The 22456-nt window shown below is 39.0% G+C and carries 14 protein-coding genes and 3 pseudogenes; all 17 read right to left on the bottom strand.

The window, feature by feature from the left end; translation table 11 throughout:
• Positions 1 to 15: 15 nt before the first annotated feature.
• A pseudogene (gene mgfK, locus JCM21531_RS05510) lies at positions 16 to 1334 on the bottom strand (gluconeogenesis morphogenetic factor MgfK).
• Positions 1331 to 2205 (bottom strand): annotated as a pseudogene (gene rapZ / locus JCM21531_RS05505) (RNase adapter RapZ). The pseudogenes mgfK and rapZ overlap by 4 nt, the downstream one beginning before the upstream one ends.
• Before the next feature lie 40 nt (positions 2206 to 2245).
• Positions 2246 to 3159, bottom strand: a pseudogene (murB, locus tag JCM21531_RS05500) (UDP-N-acetylmuramate dehydrogenase).
• Between the two features lie 114 nt (positions 3160 to 3273).
• The gene (locus JCM21531_RS05495; RefSeq protein WP_038288085.1) at positions 3274 to 3999 is read right to left on the bottom strand and encodes a phosphatase; all 726 of its coding nucleotides are present in this window, start codon (positions 3997 to 3999) and stop codon (positions 3274 to 3276) included.
• 59 nt (positions 4000 to 4058) lie between these two features.
• Complete coding sequence (gene hprK, locus JCM21531_RS05490) at positions 4059 to 4973, bottom strand: HPr(Ser) kinase/phosphatase (RefSeq protein ID WP_038288082.1); 915 nt, start codon at positions 4971 to 4973, stop codon at positions 4059 to 4061.
• A gap of 222 nt (positions 4974 to 5195) precedes the next feature.
• Positions 5196 to 6536: a dockerin type I repeat-containing protein gene (locus tag JCM21531_RS05485; protein ID WP_038288079.1), complete on the bottom strand. Its 1341-nt coding sequence runs from the start codon at positions 6534 to 6536 to the stop codon at positions 5196 to 5198.
• Positions 6537 to 6716: 180 nt separating this feature from the next.
• Entirely contained in the window at positions 6717 to 7283 is a 567-nt protein-coding gene (locus JCM21531_RS05480) for a hypothetical protein (RefSeq protein ID WP_131464395.1), read from the bottom strand.
• 38 nt (positions 7284 to 7321) lie between these two features.
• Entirely contained in the window at positions 7322 to 8278 is a 957-nt protein-coding gene (locus JCM21531_RS05475; protein ID WP_038288072.1) for a copper amine oxidase N-terminal domain-containing protein, read from the bottom strand.
• A 34-nt stretch (positions 8279 to 8312) separates the two neighbouring features.
• A complete protein-coding gene (locus JCM21531_RS05470) occupies positions 8313 to 9425 on the bottom strand; it encodes a hypothetical protein (protein WP_038288069.1) in 1113 nt (370 codons plus the stop codon).
• 116 nt (positions 9426 to 9541) lie between these two features.
• The gene (locus JCM21531_RS05465; RefSeq protein ID WP_038288066.1) at positions 9542 to 11506 is read right to left on the bottom strand and encodes a tetratricopeptide repeat protein; all 1965 of its coding nucleotides are present in this window, start codon (positions 11504 to 11506) and stop codon (positions 9542 to 9544) included.
• A complete protein-coding gene (locus JCM21531_RS05460) occupies positions 11469 to 11693 on the bottom strand; it encodes a hypothetical protein (RefSeq protein WP_038288064.1) in 225 nt (74 codons plus the stop codon). The genes JCM21531_RS05465 and JCM21531_RS05460 overlap by 38 nt, the downstream gene beginning before the upstream one ends.
• On the bottom strand, positions 11690 to 12343 hold the full coding sequence (locus JCM21531_RS05455) for a copper amine oxidase N-terminal domain-containing protein (protein ID WP_038288061.1): 654 nt from the start codon (positions 12341 to 12343) through the stop codon (positions 11690 to 11692). Before JCM21531_RS05455 ends, JCM21531_RS05460 begins: the two co-directional genes overlap by 4 nt.
• A 205-nt stretch (positions 12344 to 12548) precedes the next feature.
• Positions 12549 to 14411, bottom strand: a complete 1863-nt coding sequence (locus JCM21531_RS05450; RefSeq protein ID WP_038288058.1) for a B12-binding domain-containing radical SAM protein — start codon at positions 14409 to 14411, stop codon at positions 12549 to 12551.
• A complete protein-coding gene (locus JCM21531_RS20785; protein ID WP_038288055.1) occupies positions 14398 to 15663 on the bottom strand; it encodes a hypothetical protein in 1266 nt (421 codons plus the stop codon). Before JCM21531_RS20785 ends, JCM21531_RS05450 begins: the two co-directional genes overlap by 14 nt.
• 14 nt (positions 15664 to 15677) lie before the next feature.
• Complete coding sequence (locus JCM21531_RS17620) at positions 15678 to 20252, bottom strand: non-ribosomal peptide synthetase (RefSeq protein ID WP_243467274.1); 4575 nt, start codon at positions 20250 to 20252, stop codon at positions 15678 to 15680.
• Between the two features lie 56 nt (positions 20253 to 20308).
• Positions 20309 to 22288: a condensation domain-containing protein gene (locus tag JCM21531_RS05435; RefSeq protein WP_243467273.1), complete on the bottom strand. Its 1980-nt coding sequence runs from the start codon at positions 22286 to 22288 to the stop codon at positions 20309 to 20311.
• Complete coding sequence (locus JCM21531_RS20780) at positions 22258 to 22431, bottom strand: hypothetical protein (RefSeq protein ID WP_243467272.1); 174 nt, start codon at positions 22429 to 22431, stop codon at positions 22258 to 22260. The genes JCM21531_RS05435 and JCM21531_RS20780 overlap by 31 nt, the downstream gene beginning before the upstream one ends.
• Positions 22432 to 22456 lie beyond the last annotated feature (25 nt).

Raw genomic sequence — 22456 nt, 5'->3', positions numbered from 1 at the left:
CGCATTTTTAGTTTTTTATCCAACCATATTTTTATACTGCTTAATTGCATTAACATACCCGGCTGACTCTCTATTGTCTTTCCCAAATGCGTTCTCAAAAACCAAATCCATTATGGCCTGTGCCAATCTCCTTGTATCATGTCTAATATAGCCGTTATTTATACAGACAAAATCCCCTCCCAAGAATCTAATACCTAATTTATCCAATTCATCAAAGTCAATTCTGACAATTTGCGCTCCATCCTCACTATACTTCTTTTTGAGCAATTCCGGTATATCGGAGGTATTAAAAATGCAGTAATCTACAATTCCCTCGAAAGAGTGTCTCTCAAGAGCCTTTATATGATCCGAAACTGTATATCCGTCAGTTTCCCCAGGCTGGGTCATAACATTGCACACATATACCTTCAAAGCCTTTGAATTCTTTATCGCGCTGCATACACCGTCAACCAAAAGATTGGGAATTATACTCGTAAAAAGACTTCCCGGCCCCAAGACAATCACATCCGCCTCTCCAATTGCATGAATGACCTCATCCAAAGGCTTTACCCTTCCCGGTTCCAAATACACCCTCTTAATTGCACACCTGTGAAAGCTGTTATGATTACCGATTTTAGACTCTCCGGCAATAATATATCCGTCTTCCAGCTCTGCACAAAGTTTGATATCCTCAAGGGTAACCGGAAGCACTCTCCCTTTTACCGCAAGCACATCACTCATTCTTTGAACAGCCTGCTCAAAGCTTGAAGAAATGCCGTCCATTGCTGCAAGGAATAAATTTCCGAAACTCTGTCCTTTCAGCATTCCATCCTGAAACCTGTACTGAAGCAGCTTTTCCATAATAGGCTCAGTATTGGCAAGCGCCATAATGCAGTTTCTGATATCTCCGGGAGGAAGTATCCCCAAGTCCTGCCTCAGAACTCCGGATCCTCCCCCATCATCGGCAACCGTAACCACTGCCGTTATATTCGAGCTATATTCCTTAAGCCCTCTAAGCATGGTTGAAAGGCCGGTGCCTCCTCCAATAGCCACTATTTTAGGACCTTGTCGAGAATTTTCTTTTCATATGAGTAATCGTCTATGTCTTTGCCGCATGTTCCTTTCGTACTGTTTCCCATGTATTTTGACATAATGCCGGTTGGGATAAGCCGTATAGAAGCAACAATAAAAATACAGCCCGACATAATCAGAAGTATCGAACAAATGATGTCCAAAATGCTGTCCTGCTTATATGCCAAAAACATACTTGCACTTATCAGGATAATCCCAAAAACAGTCAAAAGATACCTCTTATATCCTGCAATGATTTTTTGCAGCAAATTATAATTTTTCATTTTCGATTGCTCCTGCCATCTTTGTCTATATCTCTGTGGTCAATAAACACCCTGTGTTCCTTGCCGCAAAGATATGAAAATAATGCTTCGGAAATAGCCACGGATCTATGTCTTCCGCCAGTACAACCGATTCCTATGACAAGCTGGGACTTGCCTTCCTTATATAGTTGGGTATTAAAAAATCCAGCATCTCTTTAAGTCTAGTGAGAAAATCAGTAGTTTCGTCAAACCCCATCACATAATCCCTGACCGCTTCTTCCTTGCCCGTCTTATGCCTCATATTCTCTATATAATATGGGTTTGGAATAAATCTGACATCAAAAACCAAGTCACATTCAATGGGAATACCGTATTTAAAACCAAAGGAAATAATATTCACTATCATCCCGTCAAACTTTCTGCCATCAACAAATATGGCCAAAATCTCTTCCTTTAGCTGCCTTGGCGTCAAATTTGACGTATCAATAACATAAGTTGCATTTTTTTTGATTTGGGACAGTATTTCCCTTTCGGCTTTTATACCCTTAACCAGTCTTCCCTCTGCCGCAAGCGGGTGAATACGCCTGCTCTCCTTATATCTTTTAATTAGCACCTGATCCGATGCCTCAAGAAAAAGAATCTCATAATCAATTCCCGACTCTTTTAAAGCATTGAGCTCAGGCACAAGGTCGTTAAAAAGCTCTCCCCCTCTAATATCTATAACAAGAGCCACTTTGCTTATCTTTCCCCTGCTTTTAACACAAATTTCGGCAAACTTACCTATAAGCAACGGCGGAAGATTATCTACACAGAAAAAACCTATATCTTCCAGATATTTAACAACCAGACTCTTTCCAGCTCCCGAAATTCCAGTAATTATCAGTAATCTCATTTGTACCTCCCAAAATATCCATCTGTCAGCGGGAAACTATTTACCCTTCCCCAACAATTCTCACTTCTGTTTGCATTTCAACCCCAAATTTCATCTTCACCGTATTTTGAATATATTGTATTAAATCCAATATATCTTTGGCTTTTGCATTTCCCGAATTGACAATAAAACCGCAGTGCTTGTTTGAAACTTCAGCTCCCCCTATACGGTATCCGCGAAGTCCGCAATCTTCAATCAACTTTCCTGCAAAGTACCCTTCAGCCTTTTGAAGACACTGCCTGCACTGGGCATCTCCAGAGGCTGTTTATCCTGCCTCCTTTTGGTCAAATCATCCATCAATGCTTTTATTTCCTCTTTATTTCCCTTTTTAAGCTTCATTGAAGACTTTATAACTATGCCGGAGAGTTTCTGGATAAGACTGGTCCTGTACCCAAACTGATGCTCATCATTTCGTATGACCCTAATCTCACCGTCTCTATCCATAAATTCGGTTTCAATTATGACGTCCTTCATTTCCCCGCCGTATGCTCCTGCATTCATTGCAACAGCTCCTCCCAGCGTCCCGGGTATGCCGGAGGCAAACTCAAGACCTGCGAGACCGTTTTCATAAGCAGCCATGGAAATTTTTGAAAGAAGCACGCCGGCATATGCAGTAATAATATCGTCTTTAACGGTAAATTCATTTAGATTATCATATATTTTTATAACTACTCCTCTTATTCCTTTATCTTTAACGATCAAATTCGTTCCATTGCCCATAACAAATACGGGAACATTTTCACTTTTGCAAAACTTCATAAGCTGGCTTAATTGCAAGACAGATACAGGAGTAACTAAAATATCTGCCGGTCCCCCAACTTTAAATGAAGTATGATTCTTCATAGGTTCATCCAGTTTGACATTTTCCGAACCGACAATTTCCTTAATTCTCCCCACAAAAAGCTCTTTTTCCAATAACGTCAGCTCCTTACTCTAACTATTTTGCAGTCCATACTATTATTCTACTTGAGCAGCGCAGCATATAGAATTCAATATATTATTTTAAACAAAAATTAAGCTTTGTACACTTTATTTCCTTCTGATTCTCGCCTTTTTCTGCTTTATATACTCATCTAGTTTATCTACGGATGTATTCATGATGAGCTCTGAAGGCATATCTATCTCTTCAAGGAGCTTGTATATCTTCTCAAAACGTCCTACATCAAAGCTGATATGAGAGTCACTTCCGCATACAATCCTGACTCCCTGCTTCTTGCACTCTCGGGCAAATTCTTTGCAATTCTCCTCACAGCCTTTTCTTGTCACAAAAGACTGATTGTTTAATTCTATCAGTTTTCCATTTTCCTTCGCAGCGCTCACAACCTTTTCGATATCTACCGGAAACTGGGGATTTCCGGGATGTGCAATTGCATCCACATAAGGATTTTTCAAAACATTTATCACAGCTCTTGTGTGTTCTTCTTGAGTTTTTGGCTCAATGCAAATATCATGGAAACTCGCAATGACAAAATCCAGCCTCCTTAAATACTCATCGGGCACATCCAGCCCGCCCGAATAATCAATAATATTTGCCTCCACACCCTTTAGTACTCTTACTCCATATATAATCTCCGGTATAACCCTGAGATTGCCGAAATGATAAAGATATGGAGCTCCTTTCATGGCGGGACCATGGTCAGTGATTGCAAACATTTCAATGCCGTTCACCGAAGCCTCTCTAGCCATTTCCTGAACGGTACTGTACGCATGACCGCTGGATATGGTGTGTGTATGTGTATCGACTACAAATTTCAAAACTACTCCTCCAATCATCAAGGCGTCAGGCCTTAAGGCTTACTCATCGGATGATTTGCTTATCTCCCCAGCACCCTCTCATTTAAAGCTCTGGCAGCATTATAACCCATATTCTTCTGTCTGTTGTTCATAGCTGCCACTTCCACGATTATGGCAAGATTTCGACCCGGCCTTACAGGAATGGTGAGGCATGGAACATTGATTCCCAGTATGTCCGTATACTCGTCAACCAGGCCCAGCCGGTCATAGTTTTTCTTTTGATCCCAAAACTCAAGCTGTATAACAAGATTTATGTTTTCAGTAACCTTTACCGAACCCACACCATAAAGGTTCTTGACATCAAGTATTCCAACTCCTCTTATTTCAATAAAGTGTCTTATAATGTCGGGAGCAGTTCCAAACAATGTCTTGTCGGATACCTTTCTGATTTCCACCACATCATCTGCCACAAGCCTGTGACCTCTCTTCACCAGCTCCAAAGCAGTCTCACTCTTACCCACACCGCTTTCTCCCAGTATCAGGATACCTTCTCCATATACCTCAACAAGTACTCCGTGTTTTGTTACCCTTGGAGCAAGCTCAACATTAAGGTAGCTGATTAACGCACTTAATATTCTTGATGTAACATCTTTCGTCCTTAAAATCGGAATACCGTATTTTTGAGCTACCTCCAGCATTTCAGGAAAAATTTCAAGCCCTCTTGCCACCACCATACATGGAAAACCACACTTAAAAAACTCATCAAGACGGGAGTATCTTTCCTTAGGTGTCAAGCCTGCAAGATAGCTGGTCTCAACCTTACCAATCATCTGTATTCTGTCGGTTCCGAAATACTCAAGATATCCAACCAGTTGCAAACCGGGTCTATTCACATCTGTAGACGTTACCAGAATATCTTCCAACCTGTTCTCATCATTTGTAACGAGCTCCAGCGAAAAATCTTCCTTTATTTTTTTTAATGTTACCGAAAACACAATTTCTCCCCCTTACACAAAATATTTTATACCTTTCCGATTAACCTTTACATAATATCACCAAAAGACACTGATACCTAAAATTCATCCATAATTTATTATATTATATCATAGCAATAAAAAAACATAGGTTTAACACACAAAAATAGGATGGCAAATTATTCACCATCCTCTTTAAAGCTTACTATTAAATACCTTTCACAGATTAAAATTTTACTCCGCTTAATGTATCACATACTCACTATCGCTGTTAAATGGAAGAGTATCAATCATTCTGAATATATATCTTTTAAATACTACCACATCGGTTGAATTCACATTCCCATCTGCATTTACGTCTGCTCTATCATCATATATTCTCTCAAGAATACATCTTTTAATTAAACTAAAATCTGTTGAGTTAACTTTACCGTCATCATTCAGATCACCGTAGCATATGCGTACATTTTGGGCTACTTCAAACTTGTATAATTGCTTATAATTGTTTGCAAAGAACACAAAATAATATACTCCCGGTTTAAGTTTACCCAAATTGTAACTAAGAACTTTCTCGGTTATTACTTGAAGAGCAGGCCCTGTCCACTCCTCAACAATAGCTCCTCCTAAAAACGGAGATTTCTCCGAGCCGTCAGGAGGATCTATTTCCGGAATCGACACGGTGTCATCATAACTTACTCTAAAGCCTGAATGGGGAAGAGTAAGCTTGACATTAACTACATACTCTCCATTTTTGTTCGGTTCTGCAGAAATTGATACATTTTTGTCATTTAGACCATCGTAGATTATATACTTATCTTCGGGTACTTCAAATTTGAATAATTGTTTATAGTCGTTGGCAAAGAACTCAAAATAATATATTCCAGGTTTAAGCTTACCCACATTATACCTAAGAACCTTCTCGGTTATTACTCGTGGTGCAGGCCCTGTCCACTCCTTGACAGTAGCCCCTCCCAGAAACGGAAATTTCTCCGAACCGTCAGGAGGAACTATCGGATAGATTTCATGATAATCTACCATAAAACATGGATGGGGAAGAGTGAGCTTGACACTAACTATATACTCTCCATTCCTGTTCGGTTCTGCGGAAATTGATACTTGATCATCTTTGAGAATCCAATCCACATAATCTTCAGTAACTTCAAACTCACATGTCTTACTAAAGTTGTAGCTTCTAAAGGTAAAAAGGTAAACACCCCTATCGAGCTTACCCAAATGGTATGTTAGAGTTTTCTCAGTCATAACTGTTAGAGAACCGCCTGTCCATGCCTCGATATCAGCCTGACCTATAATAGATACTTTCTTTGTACCGTCCGGTAAAAGGCCTGTCACAACTTCTACAGCATCCTCATAGTTAACTCTGTAACCGGAGCTTGGGAACATAATCTTTACAGTAGCAACATACTCTCCTGTGTCATCCGGTTTTACAGAAATCGAGACATCTTCACTTCTAGGTGCAAACTTTATCCAAGTTTCTTCCGATGCCTCAGCCGATACTACCGTTGGTAAAAGAGCAGTCATAAGCAAGAAAACGACGAGAAGAAATGAAATTTTTCCTTTTGACATTTTCCAAACCCCCTTAAAAATAATTTAAAAAAATTAATATTTTGCTAAAAATGTGGAAATGTTAAGAGCAAATACAACCACAATTTATACAATAAAGAGAGTTTGACAATATCAAAAGAAATATTGCGTTTATACATATATGATCGGCAAAAATAATTACACATAATTATTTTACCATTATCAGTACAAGATTTCAACATCTTCTGTCTCATAAAGCTTTCCAGCCAGATACTTGTAATATACAGGATAATCAGTTGAATTAAAAATCTCCAAGGCCTGCCGATATGCCCTTTCACAATCTTCAGTCCACTTTCCGTCTTTCTCCTCTTGTGCCAACATTAAATACGTATTTCCAAGCTCGGTATTTGTTTTAGCATAGTCCAATGGATAAGTTTTTATAGTAAAAAACTTCAAAGCCTCATTATATTCTGCCAAAGCGAATTTCAAATTATCCTCATTTTCGTCCATCCGGTACATCTTGTTGTAGACATCGCCCATACTTCTGTGGACTCTGGCGTAGTTCAACGGATGGATTTCCGGAATCCAGACCTCTAATGCTTCTTCATAGGCCGCTTTAGACTTCTTAATATATGTATCCTCGCTCTCCGAAAGCAATAGATAAACATTTCCTAAATTATACTGAATATAGGCATAAAAAGAAGGATTAGCTTCCAAGGCATATGCATCAAGAGCCTTTATGAATAGATCAGCAGCTTGTAATAAGCAGGAATGGGCCGAATTTTTCATTTTAAGTTCCCTGTATACCAAACCAAGATTATACTGAATCAACCGCTGTCGGGCGAATATCCGTTAGAAGAACAATAATCCCAAGCCTCATTATATAAGTCTACAGCCCGTACCAAATAACCTCTGTCACCACTAATCTCATATAAAATTCTACAGGCATTTCCGAAATTGAGTAGAAAAGAGCCATAATTCTCTTTGATGTTTCGGGTTTTGAAAAACTGATAGGCCTTTTCATACATATCTTTGGCAAGAAGCAGGTTCATTTTAACATCTTTTTTCTCTGCAAGCAGGCTGTACGCATTGCCCAAATTGCTCAACACATGAACATATATTTCCGGGAAATCATCAGCAGAAAGATTACCAAGTATTTCCTTATACTTTATAACGGCACTTTCTGCTCTGTTTCTTGCAAGAAGACCGTCTGCATAACTCACCATATCGTAAACGGTAAAAATACTATAGGGTTCGAATATGTTTACAATAATTCCATTTCCGGCAATAACAATATTTTTTTCGCCTTTTACCGATATTTTTTCATCATCATAACCCGTTGTAATTATAAGGTTACTGCTTCCGTCCCAGCTTATTTGGGTCCCAAATTGCCGGGCAATAAAACTTCCGGGTAAATAAGCAGCTCCGTCTAAAATCACCAATGGGTTATCCAAAATTACATATTCGCCGTCAATAAAAACCGTTCCATTGCCTGAATTGAAAACTAAATTCCTCATTCCGTTTTTACATATAATATCTTTTGTAACCGGGTTCCACTCAATTATCCATCCAAGTGCTTCAAGAATGGGTCTTAACTGAATATAAACAACATTATTAATTATGACTTGACGAACTTCCGATATCCTTCCGTTATCACTCAGATTCAACGTTATTTTTCGGGTTTTGTCACTACTTTCAGCAAAAGACTTCACATTAGTAATTTCTGAAAAAGCCGTTACCAGTATTACTGCAATAGAGAACAATACCAGAGTTTTTCTCTTCATAAATAAATCCTCCCAGTTTTTACAACCGTTCTAATTAATCCCCGATATGTATATAAATATTGCTTCCTTGCCCCAATATATTGTTATCTCCTTCAATAACGACACTATTATTTATTGTTGCATTGTCAGAAGTATTGGTTACTTTATCTGCAGTTGAATCGGTTGCTTCACCGGCAGTTGCCGTTGTGCTTGCTGTTGGATAACTTGCTGCATCAGTTTGAGCATCACTTTTTGTATCAATTTCCGCTTCGATATTTGGTTTAGCTAAATCCCCATTGCTTTCAGCTCTACCATGTTCAACGCCGGCATCAACTTCAGCTTTATCAGACATTTCTTCAAACTTATCTTCATATATGTTTGCTTGAGCCGAAGTGTCCGGTAAATTGTTAGGGTTGCCGGAATCGGTACTTGATATGTTCTGCAAAACCTCAGAAGGATTTTTCGAAGATACGGCAGCTTTTGCGTTTTGATTGCCGCTTGCAGCCTGAGCAGCCATAAAACCGGTAATAACAATAATTATAATTGTACCCAGTATACTTTTAGATTTAAGCTGCTTTCTAAGATTTCCCACTCTGCTTTTTATGTTCTCACTGATATTATTCTTATAGTTCACCACGCCATTTAATGTTCCTTTTGAACCATTCTCTCCACTTTTTGATAAAACCAGGTTAAACTCCACCACCCCGGAGTAATTGCCCTCCACAAAATTGTGAAATGCTGTAATCGGCTCGGAAACGGATGCCTTATCAAATTCGTCCTCATCTGAAGGCTGAACGATTAAGTTTTTTTGTTTGGAAATTCTTCCAAGAGAGGATGACGACACATTTAAAACTTCTATCAAAAACTCCTTAAATTCTACGATATGCAGCAATGACTCCTTAATCTCATTATTCAAAGAAGAGTTGTAAATTAAAATCTCAATCTCATTTCTGATCATCTTGCGCTGCGTTGCTGTAGATTCTCCATACGTAAAGTCGACGATCTTCATTAAATCTTCGCTCTTGGGTTTTGCCCTGTTATTCTTCCATTTCGAGATAATGGAAGAGTCCTTTATAAGGTAACAGTCGGCAAGAATATTTGCATTCTTGTTGGTGATTCTGAATATAATATCCAGAATATCCCTAATACTTAAAAAAGCTTTATCCATTTTTACCTCCCCTAAACCCTTAATCTTTTGTTAATTGAATACCCGTCACATCCTTATGCTTGTGATATTATGTATGTATTGCCTTTTGTATCTTATTCTTTTGAATCTTGGAAATATTATTTTTCATTATATATAATACTTTTCTTTTCTGTTATCTCCTTGTAGAACTGCGGATTCTTTTCCATTGTATATACCTTAAGAGCCTTGTCATAGCTTTCTCTAGCCAATCTTAAGTTCTCATTTCTGTCTCTTATACTTCCAAGGTTCATGTATATGTCTCCCATGATATGCCATGCCCTTGCATAGCCTAAAGGATAAGCATCAACAGTATAAATTTCCATAGCTTCTTTACAGGACAGTAAAGCCTCCCCAATATATTTTTCCCTGTCCTTTATATGGGCAAGTCTGTTTAAGGCTTCACTCCTGCTGCAATAAATGCTTGCATATATTTCAGGAAAACGCTCTCCTCTCAGTTTAAAAATATTCAATGCCTCATCATAGATATCCAGTGCCTTTTGAAGATTCTCTTCGCTGTCTTTCACCTCAGCCAATTTACAGTAAATATCTCCTTTGATTCTTAAAATCTCAACACGGGTTTTACCGTCATTAACTCCAAAAATCTTTAGACTTTCATCAGAGGCATTCAATGCTTTGACAAGGTTTTCTTCCTTTTCTTCAAAATCCGAAAGAATTAAATGAATCTGTGCCAACACAAAATTTGCATTCCCATAGGCTGTAGCATTATTTTTCGTGTCTTCTATTTCTAAAGCCTTATTACAGGCTTCCAAGGCCTTTTTGATATTTTCCTTTCTGTCCTTTGCCCAAGCCATATGGACATAACTTTTCGCCATCCTAAGATATAGCCATGACGTTCTTAGATTTATTCCCTGTTCAATGGAATAATCCAGGGCTTTTTGGTAATATCTTATGGACTCCAGACTGTTTTCGACTGTATTTTCTATGGTCGACAGATACTCGTATGCATCCCCCATATATATAAGAGTATCCGAATAATAATAAGGGAAGCTCTCCTCGGTATATACCTTGAAGGCATTTTCATAAGCTCTGATAGCCCTATATATGTTTTCCTTTGAATTCTCAACATAGGATAATTGAATGTATGAACTCCCAAGGCTTTGCAAAATTGAAGCAAAGTAAACCGGATAACTTTCGAGGGTGTAAAAATTCAAAGCCTCGTTATATCTCTCTATGGACTTAAGAGTATTTCCTTTGAGATCGTCATAATTGGACAACTTCTTATAGGCCAGAGCCATGTGGGTACACGCCTCGGCATAATAAAACGGATATCTGTCTGCGGTGAAAACCTTTAATGCTTCCTCAAAATGTCTTATGGCCTCCCGGCAGTTCTCCTCACTGTCTTTAAAATCAGACAAGTAAGTATATACTCGCCCTTTGTTTATATGAGCTATACCGTAATAGTACGGATAATCACCTGCGGTATATACTTTTAATGCATTGTTTAAAGCTTCAAGTCCTCTGTATAGGTTTTTCTCCCTATCTTCGTTGTATGGAGACACTAAATATACAAAACCCAGATTGTTTTGATTTGCAGCATAAAGTAAAGGGTATTTATCCATTGTATAAATCTTCAATGCCTCTTCTATCGTACTTACAGTTTTATTCAGATTCTCCTTTGTAGGTTTTACCATGAAGTTTTGAATGTATAAGATTCCAAGGTTACTCAGTGTTTTCGCGTAACCTAACGGATCCTCGTCTTTCGAAACGTATTTAAGACAGGCATTATATGCATCAATTCCTTTCTCTAAATCATCATTCTCTCCTCTCATTCTGAAATGATATGTATAGGCCAGAGCCTGATTGATTTTAACTTTTGCAAATTCCTTTGGATAATCCTCTTCCCGGTATATGCTCAAGGCCTCTTCATAAGACCTAAAGGCTTTTTCAATATTTTCCTCCATTTGCTCAGTCTGCGCCAAGCATATAAAAGCCACTCCCTTTGAATGACAAATCCCTGCGTAATGATAGGGGTAATCCTCCTTATTAATGAACTTTAAGGCTTCATCATATTCCGCAAGGGATTTCAAAGAATTGTTTTTCATATCCCGTATCATGGAAAGATTCATATAGCATCTCCCAGCCTATATGGGCATAAGCATCAATAGAAGGATATTGCTCTTTAGGAATCTTTTTAAGAACTTCTTCAAATATCAGAATTGCTTTACCGATATTCTCCTCTTTGTCCAATATCTTTGAAAGTTCAAGATAGGTACTTCCGAGATTAATCATAACATGTCCGTATTCTTCGGGATTTTCAGTACTGGAATGTGTTTTAGCACTTCCTCATATTTATCGACAGCCCGGACAAGATTATTGTCAAGATACAATCTGTCTGCCTCGGCAATAATCTCATTTACCTTCTCTATTCTATATCTTCTGGTTATGTTTACAATTATATTCTCTCCTACTGCAACAATATTTTCACTTCCCGAAACAGATATATCCGCATTTTCCTCGTCCCAAAAATAAACTGTAGATTCATCTTCATGCCACTGAACCTTCACGTCCAGAGTCTGTTCAATTATTCTTGGCGGTGTAAAAATTCTTCCTTCAATTATGGGAAAAGGAGAATCCAATACTTCACTTCTGCCGTCAAATCGAATTTCACCTTTGTCAACATCAAACAATACTTCTTTGCCGTCTTTGGTACACAAAGCAGTTCTGTCGGTACCGTTCCAGATAACTTTATATCCGAAAAACTCAAAAAGCTCTCTTACCGGAATTAGCAGCTTGTCATCTGCAATACGGGGATATATGTTAAATCTGACGTCCACATCGTTTATTTTTACTTTCATGCCGTTTGAACTTGCCAGTCCTGTTGAGTATATTGCTGTCAAAATTATTAAAACAACAAATACTTTTATCTTTCTGACTGTCATCCCCTACTCCCCCTACATATTTTTTCCGTATCGTTTTCTTTTTTATTATTTTATCACTTACCTGTAATAAAAAAAGAAAAACCATGTAATATTCCATTATTTAATGCAGAATACTCATGATTTTTATTCAAAATATATAACTATATGCTTTTAATAGATATTATAAACATATCATACAAACTGATATATATGTACTTTAATCCTCTCACAAAACAGACAAATCGAAATCAAAATCCATATCTTCTTTATCTTCTTTTGAAATTTTGCTCTCATTATTAATAAACTCCATCATCGCCCTAACCGCATCGCTTTCATCAAGACTGTGAGACACCTCATCAAGCCATATCTGCGGTGCAGGTTTTGATGCTTTGTATTCCGTCTTTTGCTTTTCACATTCAATGCTTATCATTCTAATAAGCTCCGTATCAAGACAATTGCTCTTATTGCATGCGTTTATCAGCAATTCTTTGAATTCCTCAGGCAAAATCTTGCTCTTGGTACTGTCCAACAAGTTGTTGTCTTTTAGGAGGCTCACTATAATATCGGGATTGTGTGTCTTTTTAAGTATAGTTGAAACTGTTCCTCTATATGTGCTAAACAGATAATTTAACAGCCTTATTTTTCTATCTATCTCCCCTACAGTCTCAAGGGACATATTCTTAGGATTAAACACCCTAAGATCAGCAGAGCTCTCCTTTTTATTAATATAGTTTTCTTTTATATACTCAATATAGTCTCTGAAGCTACGAACTCCCATTTCAATATCATACTTTTCAGGGTATAAAAATATCAACGAACCGGGATCCGTGGAAAAATTGAAATATTCCTGTTCAACAAAATCGGAAAACCTTATGGCCAGTTTCATTATATACTTAAGAGTATTTTCTATGGTTTGCTCCGTATCCTTTACAAGGAAATATCCGTAATAAAGCTGTATTTTAATGTTCTTTTTTGCTCTTATATACTCCAAACATTCTTCCAGTTCCTCATTGGAATAGTAAAGGCGGACATCCTTGTTTATTCTCCTAAGCTCTTCATCCCCAGTTTCCGGCGATATTTCCATCATAACTTGTCTGCAGCATTCCGAAAAGGCATCCACAAGCTCTTTTGAAGGAAGTCTCCAGGAGCCGTAAATAAAGTTTATGTCAAGTCCTTCCTGCTTTATCCTTTTTAAAAGCTCAATATACCATTCTTCACTTCCTTCAAACTCAAAACATGTATACATTGTGGTAAAACCCTTAGATACAGCATCTTTTACAGTTTTTAGAACCGAATCTACGGACCTTATTGCAACAGAATTTCTATTGTTCATCCTTCTTTGGGCTTCACAGTTGCCTCCGCAAAACAGACAAGCATACTGGCAACCCCTTCCTACGCAAAGGAAAAACAACGGACCTGAGTTTATCTCGTCAAACCTTGTCCAGAATTTGCAGAGCATTTGGTATTGCTTCCAATCCTTTAGAAGATCCAGTGCTGCAAAATTCATGTTGTCAATTATATCCCGTGTTCCGATATACGAAAATTCATTGGATTTTACATTGCCTTCCGGGTCTTTCCAAACCAGGTTTTGAACCTTTTTAAGAAGTTTCCAAAGAAGTCCGAAATTAGGAGTTGGGAAAGCTTTGTTTTCATAAAGGGCGTTACACAGCTCCACTATGGGCACCTCTCCATCCCCTCTTATAACAGCATTTACCTGCGGGTATTCCCGCACTATTTCCTCCGCAAAGAGGCTGGCTGTGTATCCCCCGAGGAATACAAATATATCGGGATTCACTTTTTTTATATATTCGGCAGTTTCTATTACTGCAAGGCTTTGATTGGCCCAGTGGCAATCAAAGCCCACAGCATCCACATTGCTAAAATCGATTGTGTCAAGTATTCCATTCCTGTCAATAAGGTCTGAATGGATTATCTCTACATCAAATCCATTTTTCTTTAGCTCATATCCTAATGCACAGAAACCTATAGGCATGAAAAACACGTTTTTCTGGGCATTATCCGCAGGGTTTGCGATATTTTTATTGCCGCAATGAATAAGTTTTACACACAATTTATTATCCGATCGCATTATATACCTCCCGCAGATTATCGCATATTTCTGTGAGAACCTGCTTTTCCATAACTTTTACCTGCTTTAAAATATTAGATATTTCATCAATGACCTCTTTGTCCGGTAACAGGTTATAGCCTTCACCGCTTCCGATGGTATGCTTTAACATAAGACGTCTTGCCGAATCAACCGTATCCATTACATTGCGATACTCTTCTACGAGTTCTTTAAATCTCAGAGGCATGTCAAACCTCGACGAAATAAACTCCAATCTTTTATGTATAGACTTCTTGTGCTCATACATAAGATGAAGCGCTCTATAATCGACAGTTACAACGCCTTTTTTAAGATTCTCAAGGTGACGGATTACTTCGTCATAAACATCCATGCCGAATTTCAGTTGTTCTTTGCCCAAAAAATATTGGTCAAATCTCTGGGCATAAATTACCTGAAGGTCCTCTTTGGAGTCTACATAATCCTGCAACCTATTGGTAAACTTCTCAAGGCTGAAGGGATATTCCTGTATAAAGTCCCTAAGCCTCAAAAGTTCGATGGCATTGGTTTCAGCCCAAGGCGCCGAATCCTTGTAATACATCTTTCCACTTTCAAAAGCCTCCCGGTACATATCATAGTCAAAGGTCATTTTTGCAAACATTTGCTCCGCATTAAATCCGATTGCCTTAAGCTCCCTCTTCGAATTGTCATAACCGTAAATAAGGGAGTGGTGAACATAATGCTTGGTTTTATAGGCTTTTTTTGCCGGAAGATAATACTCGTCAACATTTACTATGACATAGTAACCCAGATTTATCTTATCAATTATATAGTCTACAATGTCCTTTACATCCTTTAACAATTCATAACCCATGTAGACCTCTTGAATCACCTCATTGTACGGCGCTCGAAGCTCAAGAAAATCCATGATCAGCATGCCGCTTGACTGCATCTCGGTATAAAGCTTGACATAATGTTCATAGTACCAAGGATGAATCCTTTCATCCGCCAATATGATACATATCGCCAGAGAGTGGCACAAATAGGTGACTATATCGTTGTGAAGTACTACTTTAAGCTCCTTTGCATCTGGCCGGTTTATCTGATAAAGAGCCGGATTTTTTACTCGAATGGCATTTGCAAGCTTCTTTTCGGCGTACTCCACCAATTCAACAAGGGTCTTTTCAAAGCATTGTGCCGTTTTTTGCACTGCCTCTTCATCCACATACTTTTCGTTGTATCCGATAAGGAACTGAAGCTTCCCATCTACAGTCATGCCGGTTACGTCTATCAGATAACCATGCCTGTTATTTTCATGGATACTCCTTCCGAAATCTTCAGTTGAGCTTTCAAAAGACTGTCCTTTTCGCCGGGATTATCGAATTGTCCCAAATAGTTGAAAGAAATTTCAGGCTCTAAAACTTTTAATTTCTCATTTTTGCTTATATATCTGGCAACACCGAAATTAATACCTTTCGATGAAATCTTGCCAAGATTTTGCTTTACCTGGGCAATGGTATCCTCTATTCCATTCTTTCTTTCAAGACATACCGGATACATGGCAGTAAACCATCCCACAGTTCTTGATAGATTTACACCCTCAATTATTTCCTCCCTGCCGTAGCTCTCCAGCATAAGTAGCACATTATCAAGACCAAAACCTTCTCCCAAAGAAAGGGTAAGGGCTGACAGCAAAATGTCATTAATCTCTGTGCCGTAAGCTTTATTGGTTTCAGTTAAAAGCTTTTTGGTATTCTCTTTAGACAATGTGAAGTTAATCTTTTTATGGTCTTTCAAATAATTATCATCCACTCTTCTGTTGGCAACAGATTTTATTTTGGTACTGTCAATGCTTTCCCAATATTCTATGTCTACAGGTCCGTTAGCAGCATAATCGTAAAGCTTTTCACTCCACTCTTTAAAGGAAGTGGTTTTCAAAGGCAGAGACTCTTCCATTTTGGACCTGTACAGTCTTTCTATATCTTCTATGAGGATTCTCCATGAAACTCCGTCTATCACAAGATGGTGCACAGGGATTAAAAGCCTTTTGCCGTTTTCACCTAAATCAAACACATATGCACGGATAAGAAGGTCCTTCTCCAGATCAAGACTTTCCTGTATTTTTACGCTCAATTCTTTTATCTTCTGCTTTTGAACCTCATAATCATATGACAACAGATCAATAACCTCAAGTCTGAAATCTGTCTCACTTACCTTTCTGTTATACTGCACCACCTCTTCACCCTTAAAACTATATCCCATCCTCAGGGCGTCGTGGTGTTCGATTACCTTTTTAAACACATCTTCCAAAAGCTTTAAATCCACATTTTTATCCAATGCAAAGAGATTTGTCTGGTTCCAGTAGTGGGCGTAGCCCCGTTCTTCTTCGAAAAACCATTTCTGCACAGGAGTAAGCGGTACTTCTCCCTCAACCTCTGTCTGGGATGCTGTTTCCTTCTTCTTTGAATAATCCACGTTTTCTACAATTTCCATTATGGTTTTATATTTAAGCACATCCGATACGGAAATATTAATCCCCTGCTGCTCAGCCGCAGATGTTACCTGTATCGCTTTTATGGAATCGCCCCCAAGGTCAAAGAAATCATCCCTTATTCCTATCCTTTCAACACCAAGTACTTCTTTATAGATTTCCACAAGCTTTCTTTCAACGTCATTTCTTGGTGCCTCATATTCCGTTCCGGTGTTTACATTCTCCTGAGGCTTCGGCAATGCTTTCCTGTCCAGCTTTCCGTTGTCCGTAACAGGCATATGGGAAAGACGTACAAAGTATGAAGGTATCATATAGGACGGCAGCTCCTTAAGAAGGTATTCCCTAAGCTCGGACACCGTAAGCTCCCTGTCTGAAACATAATAGGCACATATATAATTGTCGCCATCATCTTTTCTCACCACGACTACTGCATCCTTAACGGCTTCGTACTTTATAAGGTGGCTTTCAATTTCCCCAAGCTCTATCCTGTAGCCCCGAATCTTTACCTGGAAGTCCTTTCTTCCCATGAACTCCATATTGCCGTCCTCAAACCATCTTGCAGTGTCTCCGGTTTTATACATGCGTCCGTCCACACTCTTATTAAAGGGATCGGGAATAAATTTTTCTTTCGTCAACTTTTCATCATTGATATATCCTGTGGCAAGGCATTCTCCGCCAATGTACAAATCCCCAATAACCCCGATAGGACAAGGATTTAGATTGGAATCAAGAATATAATAAAATGCATTCTGAATGGGTTTACCATAAGGTATGCTTGCCCACAACGGATCCACTTCCCCTATGGGGTAATAATTTGACCACACCGTTGCCTCCGTTGCCCCTCCAAGGCTTATAACCTCCGCTCTGGGGAAAACTTCCCTTATTTTGTCCGGCAATGTCACAGGTATCCAGTCGCCGCTTAAGAACACCAACCTCAAGGAAGCAAATCGGCCTTTTTCTGCATTAAAATACGGTACAAGCTGATTTAGCGCCGCAGGCGCAGAATCCCAGAAAGTTATAGGCTCATTATGGAGAATATCCAAAAGGGCTTCGGGATTTCTCAATTCACTTCTTGATGCCACACGTATTGAGCCTCCCGATGCCAAAATTCCAAAAATGTCATACACCGACAAGTCAAAACACAAAGAGGTTACGAAAAGCAGCCTGTCTTTAGAATCAATTCTAAAGGTACGATTAACCCACTCAATAAGGTTTATAACCGGTCTGTGGGACACGGCAACACCCTTGGGCACTCCTGTGGAACCGGAAGTATATATGACATAGGCCAGCTCTTTTGAATCTATCTCTATGTCAAGATTCTCTCCGGAGTACTTGGAAATGTGCCAAAGAGTCCAGTCATTTCTTCTCTTGGATAGCCTGGATAAATACTCTTCTTTTTCCGCATGACCTTTTTCAATCAAAACATCATAGCGGTACGCAAGTTCGTTATCAAATTCATCCTCTCTATGCTGTACCTTTACTTCTTCAATTTCCGGTATTTTATTTTCCAATTCACAGAAGAACTGTTTATCAATATAAAGCTCTCCATCAACGTCGGTTTTGGTTCTTATTTCCTTGTTATCCCTGTTTTTGCTCCGAAACTCCTCCAGCGACCTTCTAAATTCCTCTTTTCTTTCCGCATCCATAACATCCGCCACAAAAAGAGTTCCACCCGGTCTAAGCAGCTTCAACGCCTTTTCTATTGTCCTTTCGAGATATACATATCCCGGAAAGAACTGAACGGTGCTGGCAATAATTACAACATCATAGGAATCCTGGCATAAAGCATCCACTTCATGGGCAAATCCCTTTAAAATCCTGATGTTGCCGATATTCATTGAAGCTATGCGCTCTTTGTTTTTCTCCAAGGTTGCCTCGGAAGGGTCAATGCCGGTATACTCTTTTACCAAAGGAGCGACAGAAAACATTACGGTTCCTGAGCCGCAGCCTATTTCCAAAACTTTTTTCTCTTTGTCAAGCAAAGGACTTATAAGCGAAATTACCCTATTCTTGTATTGATCAACTTCTTCTTTTGAAAAAGGTTTTCCCGTATAGCTGCTTATAAATCCTCCGGCTGTTACGTCATCTACAGATTCATCGGAAATATGATCCCAGAATTCCGAAACTACCTTTTGGTCAATTTGCTCCATGGGAATCTCTTCATCCTCTACATCCATACACACAACATCAGTAAGACATGGAAGGCTCCACTGCATTTCCCTTACCATGTTTAGAAATGTACTCTGGGTAACAATGCAATTAATGTTGAGATCCGCAAGAATTTTCTGAATACGCATCTTGGGGAACGAAGGCTCAAAAGGTACATAAGCTCCTCCCGCCTTAATTATTCCCATTACTGCCGTTATCATTTCCATAGAGCGCTCCATCAAGACGGCTGTAAACGTCCCCGTTTTTACCCCTCTGTCTCTTAGCAATGATGCAAGCTTGTTGGACCTTGAATTCAACTCTCTATATGTAATTTCCCTGTTTCCGAATATTACTGCCGTATTGTCCGGAGTTTTCTCAACCTGTTCCTCAAACATTTTATGAATTGTCTTTCTGTCACTGTACGCTTTTCGGGTGTCGTTGAAATCATACAGAATTCTTTTTCTTTCCTCATCGCAAAGAATCTCCATTTGTGAAATCACACTATCGGGACTTAAAGCTAAATTAGCAGCAATATTGACAAGGTGGACCATTGTCTGAGCGGCAAACTGCTCCCTAAACAAATCCTCTCTATAACTTAGTTCAAGCCTTATCGATTCTTGCTCTGAGGAAAAGCAAAACAGCATATCGTATTCTCTTTCTTCCACACAAGCCTTATCCTGTATTCCTTCCAGCATTACTACCGTTTTGAACAAAGGAGAAATATCATTAGGGTCATAGTGCAAAAGCTCCTCTATAATCTCCATCGGAAGGTTTTTATTTTCGTCTGAGTATTTTACGGCATCCTTGACATCCATCAGCAATTCCTTGAAAGTCTCTTGATTTTTTATATGAACCCTCAAAGGAAGAATGTTTCGGGTTTCTACATTCTCACTCCCCTGCTGCTTAAATTCCGGCATTCCTACAATTATATCTTCAATTCCCGTATATCTGTAAATTAGGCAGTTTACACAGGACAACAGTATCATATACAGTGCATAAGGTGAATTTCCGCTCATGGAAATAAACTTTTTGGAAGTCTCATGAGGAAATTCAATGCTCTTTAGAGCTTTTTTAGGCTGCTCACTTTTAGTCCGGGCAAAGCTCAGGGGCAAACCTGACGATACCGCTTCCCCTTGAAGCCTTTCTGTCCAATATTTCCTTTCCGTCTCAAACTCCCCTGCGGACATTAAAATATTTTTAGAATACCTGTCAATTTTCATCACCATACCCCCCAAATTTCTAATTAGCGTAAACAAGTCATATACCGTCAAGCGATACTATGTTAGAAATTGAACTGTATATCCTCTACCAAGACTTTGTCTCTTCTAACATACCTTCCCTCCAGTTCAATATCCTTAAGTCTTATGTTTTCATCTGCAACAATGCTTTTAAGAATCTTCAAATAGTCTTCTCCCAGCCTTTGGGCTGTCTTCTTTTCAAAAAGTGCAGTGCAGTATTCCAAAATGAATTCTATATCTTCGTTTGCCTCAGCACACCACAGTGTCAAATCAAATTTTGCCACCGTATTTTCAAAGGGATAGCGCTTAAATTTAAGTTCCTCTGTCTCTATCTCCTCTATATCCAGATTCTGCAAGGTAAAGGATGCATCGAACAATGGGTTTCTGCTCATGTCCCTTCTTGCCCCCAATGCCTCTACCAGTTCTTCATATTGGTAGTCCTGGTTTTCATAAGCCATAAGGCAGTCTTCTTTTACCTCATTCAAAAATTCTGCAAAAGTCTTGCTTCCCACCGGAAAACTCCTTATTGCAATCATGTTTACAAACATTCCCATAATATTTTCCAAATCTGCGTGAGGTCTTCCGGCTATGGGCGAACCCACTATCAAATCTTCCTGGCCCGAATATCTGGAAAGAAGAACCTTATATGCGGTAAGAAGCACCATATAGAGGGTCGTGCCAGTCCTTCCGGAAAGCTCCTTTAACTTCGATGTCAACTCACTTCCTGCCCAAAAGCTTATATTGCTTCCGCTAAAGGTTTTGATACCGGGTCTTTCAAAATCAGTGGGCATGTTGAGCACCGGAATATTTCCTTCAAACTTTTTCTTCCAATAATTTTCCTGTTTTTTAATCTCTTCGGACTCAAACAATCTGTTCTGCCAAGCTGCAAAATCCTTATATTGCAATCTTAGAGGCTTAAGTTCTTTTCCCTCATACAAGCTGACAAATTCATCTATCATAATTTTTCTTGATACCCCGTCGGATATGATATGATGCATATCATACATTAAAATATGCCTGTCCTCCTTGCTTTCATCATTCTCGGGTAGTTTTACAAGCTTGACTCTCAAAAGCGGGGCAACTCCAAGGTCAAACGGCCGAACAAACTCTTTTATCATTGATTCTATGCTTCTCTCGTCCGCTTCTTCGTACTCTATATGAAGCTTTACATTTTCATGGACAACCTGAACCGGTTTTTCATTTTGAAACTCAAAGGTTGTTCGCAGTGATTCATGCCGTCTTACCAATTCATTAAAGGCCTCTTCAAAACGTTCCCTAGAGAGGTTTCCATATATCTGAACCACCCCCGGCAGATTATATGCAATGCCGGTTCCCTCAAGCCTGCTTAACACAAACATCCTTCTTTGGGCAGAGGATATTTCATAGTACTTATCCTTTTTCACTGGTTCTATTGAAGAATAAATACTGTTTTTCGAATCCCTTATGTATTTTGCAATGCCCTTTATGGTAGGAGATGCGAATATTTCTCTTAGGGGCATCTTTACATTAAATTCCTTGTAAATTCTGTTTGCCAAAACCGTAGCCTTCAGCGAGTGGCCTCCCAGTTCAAAGAAATTGTCGTTAACTCCTACTTCTTGCAGATTCAATATATCTTTCCAAATCCCCGCAAGCTTCTCTTCTATTGGGTCTGAGGGAGCTTCATAATTTCGTCCTTTTACCGGGTTTGGCTCCGGAAGTGACCTTACGTCAACCTTGCCATTCGAGTTAAGAGGCATTTTTTCAATCATTACGAAGTAGGATGGTATCATGTAATGGGGAAGACGTTCTGACAAAAACTCCCTAAGCTCCTTTTCCTCCACCGTTTCATCGCACACAATATACGCCAGGATATATTTATCCCTGTTTTCGTCCTCCTTTGCCATGACAAAGGCTTCTTTAACTTTTTCAAATTTTAAGAGCTGAGCTTCTATTTCCCCGGGTTCAATCCTGTAACCCCGGATTTTTATCTGATTGTCGGACCTTCCATAAAACACTATGCTTCCATCGGGCAGATATTTTCCCATATCTCCCGTCCTGTACATACGGCCGGGAATTTGCCCATATCTTTCGCAAAAGGATTGAAAATAAATTTTTCACCTATCAAAGAAGGATTGTTCAAGTATCCTCTTGCCAGACCTTCACCGGATATATATATTTCACCCCTCACCTACGGGTACAGGTATTAAACTTTT

The sequence above is a fragment of the Acetivibrio straminisolvens JCM 21531 genome, assembly GCF_000521465.1.
In the GTDB taxonomy this organism is placed as follows: domain Bacteria; phylum Bacillota; class Clostridia; order Acetivibrionales; family Acetivibrionaceae; genus Hungateiclostridium; species Hungateiclostridium straminisolvens.
Note: the sequence above shows the minus strand (reverse complement) of the source record. Positions and strands in the feature narration are given on the sequence as shown.

Coding starts and splice junctions, on each gene's coding strand:
- JCM21531_RS05485 (WP_038288079.1), bottom strand. CDS start 6,536: ATGTCAAAAGGAAAAATTTCATTTCTTCTCGTCGTTTTCTTGCTTATG.
- JCM21531_RS05480 (WP_131464395.1), bottom strand. CDS start 7,283: ATGAAAAATTCGGCCCATTCCTGCTTATTACAAGCTGCTGATCTATTC.
- JCM21531_RS05475 (WP_038288072.1), bottom strand. CDS start 8,278: ATGAAGAGAAAAACTCTGGTATTGTTCTCTATTGCAGTAATACTGGTA.
- JCM21531_RS05470 (WP_038288069.1), bottom strand. CDS start 9,425: ATGGATAAAGCTTTTTTAAGTATTAGGGATATTCTGGATATTATATTC.
- JCM21531_RS05465 (WP_038288066.1), bottom strand. CDS start 11,506: ATGAAAAACAATTCTTTGAAATCCCTTGCGGAATATGATGAAGCCTTA.
- JCM21531_RS05460 (WP_038288064.1), bottom strand. CDS start 11,693: ATGATTAATCTCGGAAGTACCTATCTTGAACTTTCAAAGATATTGGAC.
- JCM21531_RS05455 (WP_038288061.1), bottom strand. CDS start 12,343: ATGACAGTCAGAAAGATAAAAGTATTTGTTGTTTTAATAATTTTGACA.
- JCM21531_RS05450 (WP_038288058.1), bottom strand. CDS start 14,411: ATGCGATCGGATAATAAATTGTGTGTAAAACTTATTCATTGCGGCAAT.
- JCM21531_RS20785 (WP_038288055.1), bottom strand. CDS start 15,663: ATGACTGTAGATGGGAAGCTTCAGTTCCTTATCGGATACAACGAAAAG.
- JCM21531_RS17620 (WP_243467274.1), bottom strand. CDS start 20,252: ATGGTGATGAAAATTGACAGGTATTCTAAAAATATTTTAATGTCCGCA.
- JCM21531_RS05435 (WP_243467273.1), bottom strand. CDS start 22,288: ATGGGAAAATATCTGCCCGATGGAAGCATAGTGTTTTATGGAAGGTCC.